General features: G+C 46.8%; 15 protein-coding genes. 9 read left to right on the top strand and 6 right to left on the bottom strand.

The window, feature by feature from the left end; translation table 11 throughout:
- Positions 1–39 precede the first annotated feature (39 nt).
- The 8 genes from AC3WS5_RS12905 (at position 40) to AC3WS5_RS12870 (ending at position 8,277) form a co-directional block, all read left to right on the top strand.
- Positions 40–1,281 (top strand): proline dehydrogenase family protein, encoded by a 1,242-nt coding sequence (locus tag AC3WS5_RS12905; protein ID WP_492467808.1) that lies wholly within the window; start codon positions 40–42, stop codon positions 1,279–1,281.
- A 157-nt stretch (positions 1,282–1,438) separates the two neighbouring features.
- Entirely contained in the window at positions 1,439–2,260 is an 822-nt protein-coding gene (locus tag AC3WS5_RS12900; RefSeq protein WP_492467807.1) for a thymidylate synthase, read from the top strand.
- Positions 2,261–2,377: 117 nt separating this feature from the next.
- On the top strand, positions 2,378–2,869 hold the full coding sequence (locus AC3WS5_RS12895; RefSeq protein ID WP_492467806.1) for a dihydrofolate reductase: 492 nt from the start codon (positions 2,378–2,380) through the stop codon (positions 2,867–2,869).
- A 203-nt stretch (positions 2,870–3,072) separates the two neighbouring features.
- Positions 3,073–3,756, top strand: a complete 684-nt coding sequence (locus AC3WS5_RS12890) for an O-methyltransferase (protein WP_492467805.1) — start codon at positions 3,073–3,075, stop codon at positions 3,754–3,756.
- Positions 3,757–3,885: 129 nt separating this feature from the next.
- Positions 3,886–5,025, top strand: coding sequence for a Re/Si-specific NAD(P)(+) transhydrogenase subunit alpha (locus AC3WS5_RS12885; protein ID WP_492467804.1), 1,140 nt, complete (start codon positions 3,886–3,888; stop codon positions 5,023–5,025).
- Positions 5,026–5,060: 35 nt separating this feature from the next.
- Positions 5,061–5,369 (top strand): NAD(P) transhydrogenase subunit alpha part 2, encoded by a 309-nt coding sequence (locus AC3WS5_RS12880; protein ID WP_492467803.1) that lies wholly within the window; start codon positions 5,061–5,063, stop codon positions 5,367–5,369.
- A 99-nt stretch (positions 5,370–5,468) separates the two neighbouring features.
- Positions 5,469–6,884: an NAD(P)(+) transhydrogenase (Re/Si-specific) subunit beta gene (locus tag AC3WS5_RS12875; protein WP_492467802.1), complete on the top strand. Its 1,416-nt coding sequence runs from the start codon at positions 5,469–5,471 to the stop codon at positions 6,882–6,884.
- Positions 6,885–6,900: 16 nt separating this feature from the next.
- Positions 6,901–8,277: a methyltransferase RsmF C-terminal domain-like protein gene (locus AC3WS5_RS12870; protein ID WP_492467801.1), complete on the top strand. Its 1,377-nt coding sequence runs from the start codon at positions 6,901–6,903 to the stop codon at positions 8,275–8,277.
- A 4-nt stretch (positions 8,278–8,281) separates the two neighbouring features.
- On the opposite strand, the gene AC3WS5_RS12865 is transcribed toward AC3WS5_RS12870, so the two are convergent.
- Positions 8,282–8,791, bottom strand: coding sequence for a DUF4251 domain-containing protein (locus tag AC3WS5_RS12865; protein WP_492467800.1), 510 nt, complete (start codon positions 8,789–8,791; stop codon positions 8,282–8,284).
- Between the two features lie 148 nt (positions 8,792–8,939).
- Positions 8,940–10,268 (bottom strand): adenosylhomocysteinase, encoded by a 1,329-nt coding sequence (ahcY, locus tag AC3WS5_RS12860; RefSeq protein ID WP_492467799.1) that lies wholly within the window; start codon positions 10,266–10,268, stop codon positions 8,940–8,942.
- Positions 10,269–10,503: 235 nt separating this feature from the next.
- On the opposite strand from ahcY, the gene AC3WS5_RS12855 reads away from it, so the two are divergent.
- Positions 10,504–11,010, top strand: coding sequence for an Lrp/AsnC family transcriptional regulator (locus tag AC3WS5_RS12855; protein ID WP_492467798.1), 507 nt, complete (start codon positions 10,504–10,506; stop codon positions 11,008–11,010).
- Positions 11,011–11,210: 200 nt separating this feature from the next.
- On the opposite strand, the gene AC3WS5_RS12850 is transcribed toward AC3WS5_RS12855, so the two are convergent.
- The 4 genes from AC3WS5_RS12850 to purB form a co-directional block, all read right to left on the bottom strand.
- Positions 11,211–11,612, bottom strand: a complete 402-nt coding sequence (locus AC3WS5_RS12850) for a helix-turn-helix domain-containing protein (protein ID WP_492467797.1) — start codon at positions 11,610–11,612, stop codon at positions 11,211–11,213.
- Between the two features lie 28 nt (positions 11,613–11,640).
- Positions 11,641–11,829, bottom strand: a complete 189-nt coding sequence (locus tag AC3WS5_RS12845; protein WP_492467796.1) for a type II toxin-antitoxin system HicA family toxin — start codon at positions 11,827–11,829, stop codon at positions 11,641–11,643.
- 354 nt (positions 11,830–12,183) lie between these two features.
- Complete coding sequence (gene bamJ / locus AC3WS5_RS12840) at positions 12,184–12,924, bottom strand: BamJ family beta-barrel-assembly machinery protein (protein ID WP_492467795.1); 741 nt, start codon at positions 12,922–12,924, stop codon at positions 12,184–12,186.
- A 293-nt stretch (positions 12,925–13,217) separates the two neighbouring features.
- A complete protein-coding gene (purB, locus tag AC3WS5_RS12835) occupies positions 13,218–14,555 on the bottom strand; it encodes an adenylosuccinate lyase (protein WP_492467794.1) in 1,338 nt (445 codons plus the stop codon).
- Positions 14,556–14,676: the final 121 nt, after the last annotated feature.

Raw genomic sequence — 14,676 nt, 5'->3', positions numbered from 1 at the left:
TTTCCCAATCTCTCCGTATTTTTGAGCAATTTTTAAGTTATGACAGTTAACGATTCTTCAATTTCATTTGAAAACACAGAACTTGCTTTTCAGTATAAGGGCGACAAGGATCTGAAACAGGCCAGGATGCTGTTTTCCCTGATGGCCAAACCACTGCTGGTAAAACTGGGTACCCACCTCACGCCCTGGGCAATCCGGAATAAACTGCCGGTGAAGGGATTGGTCCGGAGTACTATTTTCAGACAGTTTACCGGCGGCGAGACTTTGCAGGAAACTGCCAGGGTTGCTGAATTGCTGGGAAAATACCATGTTCAGGTAATCCTGGATTATGCCGTGGAAGGAGGTGATGACAGCGAAGCGGATTTCGAACAGGCGGCAGGTGAATTTCTGAAGGTAATCGATTACGCCGCTACCCAGCCCAATATCCCATTTATGAGCATCAAGGTAACCGGGCTTTCCAGGTTCGCGCTGCTCGATAAAATGAATAGCCTGATGCGCCGCGAACCGGGTGGGCTGATCCCGAGGCTTGAAAAAGCCCTGGAGAATCTGACTGCTGCCGAACAGGAAGAATGGGAACGTTTAAGGTCGCGCTTGTATACAATTTGTGAGAAGGCAGGCGAAAAGAAAGTCGGCATGCTCATTGACGCTGAAGAAACCTGGATCCAGGATCCGATGGATGCACTGCTGATGCAGATGATGGAAAAATTCAACAAGGATCAGGCCGTTATCTACAATACGATTCAATTGTACAGGCATGACCGCCTTGAATTTCTTAAAGAGAGTCACCGGGCCGCTGCAGAAAACGGGTATATCCTGGGCATGAAACTGGTGAGAGGCGCTTACATGGAAAAAGAGAGGAACCGGGCCCTAGCGATGAACTACCCTTCGCCTATCCAACCCGACAAGGAAAATACCGACCGGGATTTTGACGAAAGCGTCAGGTTCTGCATAGAGAATATTGACAGGATCTCGACTATCATTTCCACGCATAATGAAAATAGTAACCTGCTGGGCGCCCGCCTGCTACAGGAGAAAGGTCTGCCCGCAAATCATCCCCATGTCCACTTCAGCCAGTTGTTTGGCATGAGCGATAATATCACCTTCAACCTTGCCCATGCCGGATGCAATGTCAGCAAATACCTGCCGTTCGGCCCTATTGAAGATGTTATTCCCTACCTTATGCGCCGGGCGGAGGAAAATACGTCCGTAGGCGGACAAACTGGTCGCGAGCTGGGATTGATCAACCGGGAATTTAAAAGACGACATGAAAAAGTCTCCTGAATAAGGAGACAAAAGACCAACTTTTTAAAGATAATCATTTTTACGGAATTCGGCCCGGATAAATCTTTTTGTAGATCCCAACGATACTTTATCTGCTTTTGCCAGAAAGGGAGGCAGGATATTATTGTCAGTGGCCGATATTTTTTATCTTGCGCTCATGCAACAATACCTGCAATTATTACAACATATCCTGGATAACGGCGCCCAGAAGACCGATCGCACCGGTACAGGCACCCGGAGTGTGTTCGGATACCAGATGCGCTTTGACCTGGAGAAAGGTTTCCCGATGGTAACGACAAAAAAGGTACACCTGAAGAGTATCATCTATGAACTGCTCTGGTTTTTAAGGGGAGACACGAATATTAAGTACCTGAAAGATCATGGCGTTAGAATTTGGGATGAATGGGCCGATGAAAATGGTGAGTTGGGGCCGGTTTACGGGAAACAGTGGCGAAGTTGGGAGGGTCGCGACGGCAGGGTGGTGGATCAGATCACAGAGGTTGTGAACCAGATTCGTACTAACCCCAACAGCCGGCGGCTTATAGTAAGCGCCTGGAACGTGACCGATCTGCCTGATATGGCGCTGATGCCCTGCCACAACTTGTTCCAGTTTTATGTGGCGCCATCCCGTAATCCCGACAAACCGGGGAAGCAGGCGTTGAGCTGCCAGCTCTACCAGCGATCGGCGGACGTGTTTCTCGGTGTCCCTTTTAACATTGCCTCATACGCATTACTGACCCTGATGATGGCTCAGGTCTGTGGCCTGGAACCGGGGGAGTTTGTTCACAGTTTCGGTGATGTACATATCTATAATAATCATCTGGAACAGGTAAAACTCCAGCTTAGCCGGGAGCCTTACCCGCTGCCGCAGATGGCGCTGAACCCTGCCGTGAAAGATCTGTTTGATTTCACCTACGAGGATTTTAGGCTGCTGAATTACCAGTCGCACCCGGCCATTAAAGCAGCGGTGTCAGTCTGAAATCTGCGGGCCGGCGCGATTTCCGCAATTGCCGGATAAACCTTGCATAGAACGACCGGAAGAAGTAAGGGAGACCGGAAAAATCCCGCAGACATTTTAAATTAAATATATATACATATGAATATCAGTCTGGTAGTTGCCGCTTCGCAGAACAATGTCATCGGCAAGGATAATCGTCTGTTATGGACCCTGCCTAATGATATGAAACATTTTAAGAATGTAACCTGGGGCATGCCGGTAGTGATGGGACGGAAAACCTTCGAGAGTTTTAAGAAATCCCTGCAAGGCAGAAAAAATATTATCCTCAGCCGGCAGAAAGAGTATAAACCCGACAATGCCATTGTGGTAGACAACCTCCGCGATGTGGAGCTGCTGGTCAAGGGTATGGATGTAAAAGAATTGATGGTGATCGGGGGTGGGGAAATCTATAAAATGTATTTTCCAAAGGCAAACAGGATCTACCTGACCCGGGTAAACACCGTCATTGATGGCGATACTTTCTTCCCGGTCATCAGTGAAAAGGACTGGAAACTGGTCAGCAGGATTGAAAACAAAGCTGATGATCGTCACGCCTACGACTATGCTTTTGAAGAATGGGTACGGCAATAACCGGAAATTCCCGGGATAGTGTCGCCGGAGCACTTAACCAGTAACTTGTGAAAATCCATCATTCACTTCTTAATTCTTCTGAAATTTTGGTTTATTCCCCATTAAAATCTGCCGCAAAATATTTTCAGTATTATATCCATGCCGCGAACAGCAGGGGACATGGAACCCATTCGCCATTCATATATGAGTTTATTACCCGTGTCATGAATGATTTTACGGACTATGCAGACTATCAAAAAATCGAAGCGCTGCGACACAGGCTGCTGCGGGATCATACGAAAGTACGGGTAACAGATTTTGGTGCAGGTTCAGCGTTTGATAATTCGGGGGAGCGAACGGTTGGTTCCATTGCGAAACACGCCGTGAAGCCCGCAAAATTTGCGAGGTTGATGTACCGGATGGTCAAATATTATCATTTTCAACATATGCTTGAGCTGGGAACTTCCCTGGGAGTTACCAGTTGCTATCTTGCTGCCGCAAATCCTGATGGAGAGCTTGTTACGCTAGAAGGCGCCGACCGTATTGCCGATCTGGCAGAACAGCATTTTAAGAAACTTGGTATAGAAAATATCCGGCTGATCAGGGGGAATATCGATGATACGCTGCCGCTCGCACTCGAAGCCTTGCCAAAGGTTGACTTTGCGTTTCTGGACGGGAACCATCGCCAGGAACCCACAGAACGGTATTTTAACCTGCTGCTTCCAAAGGTTTACAACGATACGCTTTTGGTCATTGATGATATTCACTGGAGTGATGAAATGGAGGCCGCCTGGAAAGCGATCACCGGACATCCGGCGGTTATGGCCTCGGTGGACCTGTATTACCTGGGTATCGTTTCGTTTAGAAAAGAGTTCCGGGAGAAGGAACAGTTTCAGGTTAGATTCTGATTCGGGTAAACGCTGCGCGTTTTGACGGAAACTGGCTTATTTCTCTGATATTTAGATGATTTTTATCATTCGGGAGAGCTTTTAATTTCAATATCTTTGCGCCATTCTGAAATTCATCAACCTAATAATATGACCATTGGTGTATTAAAAGAACCTGATTTTGAAACCAGGGTTTCGCTCTTACCGGAATCGGTTTCTGTGTTGACAAAAAAATCGATCCGGGTACTGGTGGAGAAGGGAGCCGGGGCGAAAGCATTTAGTTCCGATGAGGACTATGAAAAAACCGGAGCAACCCTGGTTAGTCGCGCCGAAGTATTGGCAGGCGCTGATGTGTTGCTGTCTATCCATACGCCGGAAGCGTCAGCCTTTCTGGCAGGAAAGGCCAGGAGCGATTCAAATTCAGAGCCCCAAATTCTGATGGGGGCCTATCAGCCCCTTTTCCATAAAGAGCTGATGGGGGAGCTTGCCGCTAAGGGGTTGACGGTCTTTTCCCTGGATATGCTGCCCCGGACAACCCGCGCGCAAGTGATGGATGTGCTCAGTTCACAGGCTAATATTGCCGGCTACAAGGCGGTACTGGTGGCGGCGTCCACTTATAGCAGATATTTTCCGATGTTCATGACTGCTGCCGGAACAATTGCACCGGCAAAGGTGCTGATCCTGGGCGCTGGTGTAGCGGGCTTGCAAGCGATTGCCACAGCGAGGCGACTCGGAGCCGTAGTGGAAGTGTTTGATACCCGCCCCGCTGTTAAGGAAGAGGTGATGAGCCTGGGAGGAAAATTTATTGAAGTGGATGGTGCAGCCGATGCAAGCAAAGCTGGCGGCTACGCGGTGGAACAGTCGGAGGAATACCAGCAAAAACAGCAGCAGAAGATCGCGGAAGCTATCGCGAAAGCTGATATTGTGATCACCACAGCTCAGATTCCCGGAAAGAAAGCGCCGATCCTGGTGACGGAAGACATGCTGAAAACGATGCGGAATGGTTCGATCGTGGTGGACCTGGCCGCAGCAACCGGGGGGAACACGCCGGTGACCAAAAACGATGAAACGGTGAATTATGAGGGGGTGACCATTATCGGGAATTCCAGCCTGCAATCGACCATGCCTTCGGATGCCAGCAAATTATATGGTAAGAATTTGCTGAACTTCCTGCAATTGATCGTGGATAAAGAAAATCAAATCCACCTTAACTGGGAAGATGAACTGGTCAAAGGGGCATGTATTACACATGACGGTGCGGTTGTACACGAAAGGGTATTAAAAAGCTAAGTAAATCATAACATTTAACCTTCAAACCATTTTATATGCTTGAATGGATCAATACAAACCAGCAAATTATTTATATCGTTATCCTGATGATTTTTGTTGGGATTGAAGTCATCAGCCGCGTGCCCAGTGTGTTGCACACGCCGCTGATGAGTGGCGCCAATGCGATCCACGGTGTCGTGATCATTGGTGCGATCATCGTAATGGGTAAGGCTGAGCCTGATAATTACCTGGCACTCGCGCTTGGATTTCTGGCGGTGATCCTGGGAACACTAAACGTTGTCGGCGGTTTTGTAGTGACCGACCGTATGCTGGAAATGTTTAAAAAGAAGCCAACCAAGCCCTGATAGCCGGTTGCGGATTCGCAACATCTCCCATTCACCGGGGAGAATGGCGGTAAAGCAACGGTTGGGATCAAAAGAATTTAGAAATTCAGAATTTTTACTATGAGCATTCTTACACTCTGTTACATCATCGGATCTGTGTCATTTATTTTTGGCCTGAAAATGCTGAGCAATCCTGCTACGGCCAGGAACGGGAATCTGATTTCGGCAGCAGGTATGACGATTGCCATTCTGGGCACGATTTTTTTATATACTTACCATGAGGACGGGATCGATAAACCTCTCCGGAATTATGGTTGGATTTTTGGCGGAATATTCATTGGTTCCATCGTTGGAACGGTGGCAGCAAAAAGGGTGAAGATGACCGCAATGCCGCAGATGGTGAGTATGTTCAACGGGATGGGTGGTGCCTGTGCAGCGCTGATTTCCATAGTGGAGTTTGATCATCTCGTACACCACACAACTGAGGGCCAGTCTCAGATTGGTTTGCTGATCGTGATCCTGCTGGGGTTGATCATTGGTTCCGTTTCCTTTGCAGGCAGTATGATCGCCTGGGCTAAGCTGGACGGCCATTTCAAAGACATTTCGTTCCCGGGGCAGCACGTGGTGAACCTGCTGGTCCTGTTTACTATACTGGTTTTATCGGTTTACCTGGTAGTAAGTTTTAACCCGGGCTCACAAGTCATTTTTTATATCATTTTCGCACTGGCCATTTTATATGGTTTGGCGTTTGTCTTCCCAATTGGCGGTGCCGATATGCCCGTCGTGATTTCACTGCTGAACTCATTCACAGGCGTTGCTGCCGCTTGCGGTGGTTTTCTGTATGATAATAAAGTGATGTTGACGGGTGGTATTCTGGTAGGCGCGGCAGGTACGTTACTGACGGTCCTGATGTGCCGGGCTATGAACCGGTCGTTGCTCAACGTGCTCATCGGCTCCTTTGGCGGAAACCATACCAGTGCGGGTAGTAGTGCCACCGTGCATGGAACCGTAAAACAGATCACGCTGAGTGATGCAGCGGTTGTACTGAGTTATGCACACAAAGTGATGATTGTTCCAGGCTACGGACTGGCAGTGGCCCAGGCACAGCATGCCTGCCACGAACTGGAAAAATTACTCGAAAGTAAAGGGGTAGACGTAAAATACGCCATTCACCCGGTAGCGGGCAGAATGCCCGGGCATATGAACGTACTGCTGGCGGAATCTGATGTGGCTTATGATAAACTGCTGGAAATGGACCAGGCTAATGAGGAGTTCCCAACGACTGATGTCGTGCTGGTTCTGGGAGCTAATGACGTTGTAAACCCCGCTGCTAAAACAGATCCCTCTTCTCCGATCTATGGGATGCCGATCCTGGATGTTGAGCTGGCAAAGACAGTCATCGTCAATAAGCGCAGTATGAATCCTGGTTATGCAGGCATTGAAAACGCGCTGTTTTTCGGGCCAAAGACTTCGATGCTATTTGGCGATGCCAAGAAAGTACTGCAGGACCTGGCGGCCGAAATCAAAAGTATGTAAGCCGGAATTTTGTCCCGTGCAATTACCACAACCACTCATCGATTCACTACGAGGCCTTCCCGGTTTTGATGAGGATGCATTTATAAAAATTCACCAATCGGGGGAAAAAATTACCTCGCTGCGGATCAACCCGGCGAAGGTTTCAGCGCCACAGGAATTGTCGATTTTTGCAGAGGATAGCCGGACTCCGGTTCCCTGGTGTGATAACGGTTATTATCTCGACGAAAGACCCTCTTTCACTTTCGATCCACTTTTTCACGCAGGTTGTTATTACGTTCAGGAGGCCAGCAGCATGTTTCTGGAGCAGGCATTAAAGCAAACGACATCACTGGAAGAGCCGCTGCGGGTATTGGACCTGTGTGCGTCCCCCGGCGGCAAATCAACCCATATTCAATCCCTGATATCGGAGGACAGCCTGTTGGTCAGTAATGAAGTGATACGACCACGAGTGCAGGTGCTCCGAGATAATATCACCAGGTGGGGAAGTTCTAATGTGGTCGTCACCAGCAATGACCCCGAACATTTTTCCGGGCTGACCGGCTATTTCGATATCATCATCGTGGACGCCCCATGCAGTGGGAGCGGACTATTTCGAAGGGATCCCGAGGCGATAGCAACCTGGAGTACCAATGTAGTTTCTCTTTGCAGTCAGCGCCAGCAGCGGATCCTGGCCAATGCCCTGCCTTCGCTGAAGAAAGGAGGAGTCCTGATTTATTCCACCTGCTCCTACTCGGCTTCGGAAAACGAAGAGATCCTGGATTGGATCTCGGACAGGTTTTCAGTGAAGAGTCTTCCATTGGCTTTTGAAAAAGTGTGGGGCGTTACACCAGTACAAACTGAAAACAAGAATTATGGATACCGGTTCTGGCCCTATCTTAGTCGGGGGGAAGGTTTTTTTATTGCTGCTTTCCGAAAGGAAGATGGTGAGGAGGAGCACAGGGTCTCAAAAACTGTATTCAACCGTGTTTCCCGTAAGGAGGAACTTCTGTTATTTCCCTGGGTGGACACGGAAGGGTCCACACTGGTGAAAATCAATGATAAAATTTATGCCTGGCCAACCGCGTTGGCTGACGATTTTTCTTTTCTGGCAAAAAGCTTGCGGGCTGTTTATGCCGGAACCAGTGTGGGTAGCCTGGCACATGAAAAATTAATTCCCGATCATGCGCTGGCGATGAGTCCGACCATTTCAGAAAAGGTTCTCAGAGCGGAGTTAAACTATGATTTGTCGATTGCTTATTTACAGCGTAAAAACCTGCCATCGGATGAACTTTCCCGGGGGTGGCAGTTGGTAACCTTCCGGGGACACCCGCTCGGCTGGATCAATGTGTTGTCTAACCGGGTGAATAATTACTTTCCAAAAGAGATGCGCATCCTCAAGGAAAAAAATAACTGAAACATTAATTGTTCGCTTCAATGTCACCGTTAAACGCGATGGGCGTTTTGTTCAGGTTGATGATCCTAAGGGAAGCGCTACCACTCTGTGAAATGGTAAGAAACAGGCTACGTACTTCCGTGTTATCCTGTGGGGTAATTTCAATTTCAAAATTATTTTTCCGCATCGATTTCTTATAGGAAAATTTTGTGGAAGTGAACTTAATGCCACCTTTGGACGGATCCAAAGGAGCTGTATAAGCACGGCCAAAGAACGGCAGATAGGCAATGACTGAATCCGGGGTTACCCTTAGGTCGTAACGGGACGTGAGGTGGTAAAGATTACTGCCCCCAGGCAGCATCAGCCTTGGATTATAGCGGCTGTCTTCCATCGGAAATACTTCACGGGCAACAAAAGTGTATTGCTGCTTATCAACTAGCTGAGATACCGGCGTGGCCTCGACCGCTGTTTTCTGGGAAGAACAGGAAAGGATTACTGCCAGGCTGCTCACACCTGCGAGGAGTAGGTATTTCATAGTTTTCTTGTTTTGAACTGTTGAAAAGTTACGAAAAATTCCACAAACGAATTGTTATTTTTCTTTAATCTGTATAATGCCGGACCCTACAGGCAAAAAGAAACCCACTGTTTTCAGCGGGTTTTTTTATATATGGAAAAGTTCATTTCTAATACCTATACATATCAGATTTGAAGGGGCCTTCTTTTGGAATACCCAGGTAACCAGCCTGCGCATCGGTCAGTATGTCAAGTTCCACACCAATTTTTTCCAGGTGCAACCTTGCAACTTTCTCGTCCAGGTGTTTGGGCAGGACATAGACCTCGTTACTGTAATTGCCGTGGTTGGTCCATAATTCGATCTGGGCCAGCGTCTGGTTGGTGAAGCTGTTACTCATCACGAAACTGGGGTGTCCGGTAGCGCAACCCAGGTTTACGAGGCGGCCTTCAGCCAGCAGGATAACATCTTTACCTTCTACGTTATAGATATCCACCTGGGGTTTGATGGTGTCGCGTGTATGGCCATAGTTACTGTTCAGCCAGGCGACATCAATCTCAATATCAAAGTGACCGATATTGCAAACCACTGCTTTGTCTTTCATCAGTTTAAAATGCTCACCAGTAATCAGGTCGCGGCAGCCTGAAGCAGTTACGATGATATCCGCTTCTTTCACCGCGTCGATCATCTTTTTTACTTCATAGCCGTCCATGGCAGCCTGCAAAGCGCAGATCGGGTCAATTTCGGTTACGATTACCCGGCAACCAGCGCCGCGCAGCGAAGCGGCTGAACCTTTGCCTACGTCACCGTAACCGCCTACTACGGCAACTTTTCCTGCGAGCATCAGGTCGGTAGCCCTGCGGATTGCATCCACCAGCGATTCTTTACAACCGTATTTGTTATCAAATTTAGACTTGGTTACGGAGTCGTTCACGTTGATCGCGGGAACGGGAAGGGTTCCTTTGGCTACTCTCTCATACAAACGGTGTACGCCGGTTGTTGTTTCTTCGCTGATGCCTTTCACGTGCTGAACCAGCTCCGGGTAGGTATCCAGCACCATATTAGTGAGGTCACCACCGTCATCGAGGATCATGTTCAGCGGCCTGTCTGATCCACCGAAAAACAAGGTCTGCTCAATACACCAGTCTGCTTCTTCCTGGGTCTGACCTTTCCAGGCGAAAACGCCGATCCCTGCGGCGGCAATAGCGGCTGCAGCATGGTCCTGCGTCGAGAAGATATTGCAGGAGCTCCATTTCACTTCGGCGCCAAGTGCAGTCAGCGTCTCAATCAGAACTGCGGTCTGGATGGTCATGTGGAGGCAACCGGCAATGCGGGCGCCTTTTAGCGGTTGGGAAGCTGAATATTCCCTGCGGATACTCATCAGGCCGGGCATTTCGGCTTCTGCCAGGCGGATTTCTTTGCGGCCCCAGTCGGCCAGGGAAAGATCTTTTACTTTATACTTTAAATCAAATTCGATTTGGGATTTTGTGCTGTTTGACATATGCTTATTTTTGTAAATGTAATTTATTCATTTTTTTGTGTTTAAAGAGCCGGTTTAAATTGGGAACCTGCACCAAAATAAACAACGGCAGGGGCCGGGGTCGCTTAGTCACGTAACCTGCCCGAAAGTCCATCATACAAAGTTACGCAGTTATTGGAATAAACTAATTATAGCTAAAATATCAGAGAAAAATAATAATTTTATAGTTATTAATAGTGAATAATAATAAATTCAAATGCGATCAAAGCTCAAAACAGCAGAAAATACTTCCCCCGGACCAGTCCTGAATCTGGATGAAAAAGATCTTTCTATTCTCAAAATGCTGCAACAAAACGCACGTATTCCGGTCAGGGAGATTGCGGAAGCCATTCACCTGAGCGCCACGCCGGTGCACGAACGTATTAGGCGGATGGAAGAGGAAGGCGTGATCATGCAATACACTGCCGTTCTGGATCCGGCAAAACTGGGCAGGGGATTGATGGTGATCTGTTACGTCTCTTTACGTCAGCATGATAAAAATGCAGGACTCCGTTTTATCAAGGCTATCCAGGCATTAAACGAAGTAACCGAATGCTACAGTATTTCGGGGGAGTTTGATTTTATGTTAAAAGTCGTTGCCTCTGATATGGCAGGTTATTATGATTTCCATGTGAATAAACTCAGTCAGGTTGAGAACATGGGGCATGTACAAAGTATTTTCGTAATGGGTATTGTGAAGCAGGAGTACCAGCTTATTCATTGACAGCAATATAATCAGGCTGTTAATCTATGTCTTAAAATATAAACCACTTATGTTTTGTAAGTGATTGATTATCAAGTGTCTTTGTGGGATATACAACTAATATTATATCAACGTGATTATCAGGTATTCATAAGTTTAGTGATGAATTTTGGCACAAAAAAGTGATAAAAATGTTAGATTTACTATATCTTGGGGCCGAATCAAGCAAATTGTAACTGATAGAGTTCTTTTCCAAAATCGTGTAATTTCCTTTCAATTTTTTCAACTGTTTTTTTGCCTGGTTTTCTGTGTCCTCGAACATAATGGCTTAATTGCCCCTGGTTGATCCCGGTTAATCGTTCCAGCCCGGCCAATGATAAAACATTGCTATAATACGCAAGAAAAGAAGCCATATCATATTTAAATGTTACCTCTAAAGGAGTAAATTTTTTATTCACTTCTTTATAATAGGCTTTCATTTCCTCATATGAATTACGAAAATCGTCTATAGTTTCCTGTACAGTTTTAGCGGAACCTAAAATACCATAAGGAACATTGTCATCTGCAATATAGGCGCTATATGTACCGTCGTCGCCTCTTTCTATAATTACTGTAGCTTTCATATAAGAAATTTTGTGGTTAAAATTGGGATTATAACTTGATTCCTGAATCACGGCTAATACTTTTTTGGGTACCAAATTTGGCTTCTTCGCTCTTATGATGACTTAACTGAAACTCTTTGCCTGTAATCGGGCTAAACCAAATCGGGTGCTTTTTACCGTTACGAACAAAATAGCACCCTGCTTTTTTTACCTTCTTTTCAATTTCTGAGTATTTCACCCGAATCAATTGTATAACGAAGATACGAATTTTAATATCAATTCTGAAAATTGTGAAGGAAAACCAAGGAATACGAAGGAACTATTTTTCGAAGAACCAGCCAAGAGTGTCCGGTTTGTACGGTGGCTTAGCAGACGCCGGAATACCTATTTATCCAATAAAATACGCAGACAAATCCCTACCTGGAGATAGCATTGCATTTTTTCCCTGAGAGCAGTGATAACGAATGTATCTGTAAAGAAGAGAGGGCTGCCTCAAGAAGATTCTGTCGTAATTCGCAATTAAAAAAATCTAATATCTAAAGTCTAGCGTCCCCGCCCGCCCGTACCGAGCGGTGCGAGCGGGTACTATTTATTATCTGGCGTCTCCTTTTTTAATTTTCAGCAGTTCGATCTCAAATATGAGCGTGCTGCCCCCGGGGATGGTGGGAGGCGCGCCACGTAGTCCGTAACCGAGTTCATACGGGATATAAAATTTATACTTAGAACCAACGGTCATCAGTTGCACGCCTTCGGTCCAGCCCCGGATGACCTGGCCTAGTTGAATGGTAAGGGGTTCATTTCGGTTATAGGAAGCGTCAAACTCTGTCCCATCGGTCAACGTGCCCCGATAATGAACAGTCACCGAGTCAGCAGCCGTTGGTTTGGCACCGCTGCCTTCTTTAATCACTTCGTATTGCAGTCCACTGGCGGTTGTTTTCACTTCCGGTCTTGCTTTGTTTTTCTCCAGGAAAGCCTGTCCCGCTTTCACAACGGCCTCTGATTTCTCCTTTTGTACTTTTTCCGAGTAGCTGCTGAGGGTGGAATAGGCAACTTCTTCTGTAAGCAGGGGTTTCCCATTATTGAAAACATCCTCCATCGCCCTGATCAACAGTTTCGTGTTCAGGTCGCCCAGGTCATGTTTAAGATTTTGCGCGATATTGGTTCCCAGAGCATAGCTTGCAGAATCCGCCAACGTTTTAAGCGCAGGTTCCTGTGCTGCTGGCGCCGCAACCGGTTTTGGGGATGAAGTAGTGGGTTTAGGCTTGGTCTTGGTTTGTCCATAGCTGGCCCAGGCAGTCAAAAAAAGCAGTGTAACGGTGATTGTTTTTTTCATTTCTGAATATTGAGATGCAAAAATAACCGGCTAACTGTTATCGAAAGCTTATTATTTTTTCGTGGTGCTGAACGCGGATTATTGATTGACGTCCTGACAAGCGAAATTCATTCAAATACGAAATTCAATTGCGAATGGATCTTTAAAGCAGCGGCTATTCTCAATAGAGGTTACTTTCGGCGCGGTCAGAGACTTGTTTACCCAAATCATCTTCGGGTTCCTCGTAATTCGTAATTTCCTTCCGCTTTCTTAACGAATGAAAAGTCACTTTTCAAAACGTCCTTTTTTAAAAATCAATAAGGAGCAACTACCCCAAGGTAATTATGAGGCGTGATTTTTTTAAGTTCCTTTTTCAAACGGGCCGGGATTTTCAATTGATCGATAAAGGTATGCAGTGATTCCTTTGTAATATGCTGGTTTCCCCTTGTCAGGTCGCGGAGCGCTTCGTAGGGGTTGGGGTAATTTTCTCTGCGCAGGATCGTTTGAATGGCTTCCGACACAACCGCCCAGTTATTTTCGAGGTCTGCTTTCAGAGTCCCCTCATTAAGCACCAGTTTACCGAGTCCTTTTTCCAGACTCCGGATAGCCAGGATGGTATGCGCCACAGGTACGCCAATATTCCGCAGGACAGTGCTATCCGTCAGGTCTCGTTGCAGCCTGCTTAGCGGCAATTTGGCTGCCATATGCTCCAGCAGGGCGTTGGCAACACCCAGGTTACCTTCGGCATTTTCAAAATCAATAGGATTGACTTTATGCGGCATCGCCGAGGAACCCACCTCGCCGGCCTTGATTTTCTGTTTGAAATAGTCCATGCTGATATAGGTCCAGATATCCCGGCACAGGTCGATCAAAATCGTATTGATCCGTTTGATGCAGTCAAAGTGTGCAGCCAGATTGTCGTAATGTTCTATCTGAGTGGTAAATTTTAATCGCTGCAATCCCAGCCGGTTTTCCACAAATTGATCGCCGAGTTTTATCCAGTCCGTCTCCGGAAATGCCACGTGATGCGCGTTAAAATTACCTGTCGCGCCTCCGAATTTGGCCGTGTAAGGAATATACGAGAACAACCGAATCTGGTTCTCCATTCGTTCTACAAACACCATCCATTCCTTGCCCAGCCTTGTAGGCGATGCCGGTTGCCCGTGAGTATGGGCAAGCATGGGAATATTTTGCCATTGCACAGCCAGCTTGTGGAGACTGGTCTGAAGGTTTACGTAAGCAGGTAATAATTCGGCCTCCATGGCTTGCTTCCACAACAGCGGAATGGCTGTATTATTGACGTCCTGGGAGGTCAGCCCGAAATGAACCCACTCTTTCGCTGCTGCAGCATCGGTCTTGTCCAGTTCCTCTTTTACGAAATATTCAACCGCTTTAACATCGTGGTTAGTTGTTTTTTCAAACGTCTTCACTTTTTCAGCGTTAGCTAAAGAAAAATCTCCCATCACGGATCTGAGGTGCTTCCTGGCGGCAGGGGATAATTTGATAAACTTGTGGTCTGCCAGAAAAATCAGATATTCTATTTCTACCGTCACCCTGTATTTGATCAGGGCGTATTCGCTGAAGTATTCCTGTAGATGCTGAACCTGTTTCTGATAGCGGCCGTCGATGGGCGAGATTGCGGTTAAAGACATATGTTTTTTATTGTTGCTGGCTGCGCACCTGAGTTACTGGGAGGCAGACCTACCACCAATTTAAGGTTTGCAGCCCAAAACGCTGAACTTTATTTATTTTTGCGCTACAAAAATAAAGGAT

It is taken from the genome of Niabella sp. CPT15-335-S11, from assembly GCF_058792415.1.
Note: the sequence above shows the minus strand (reverse complement) of the source record. Positions and strands in the feature narration are given on the sequence as shown.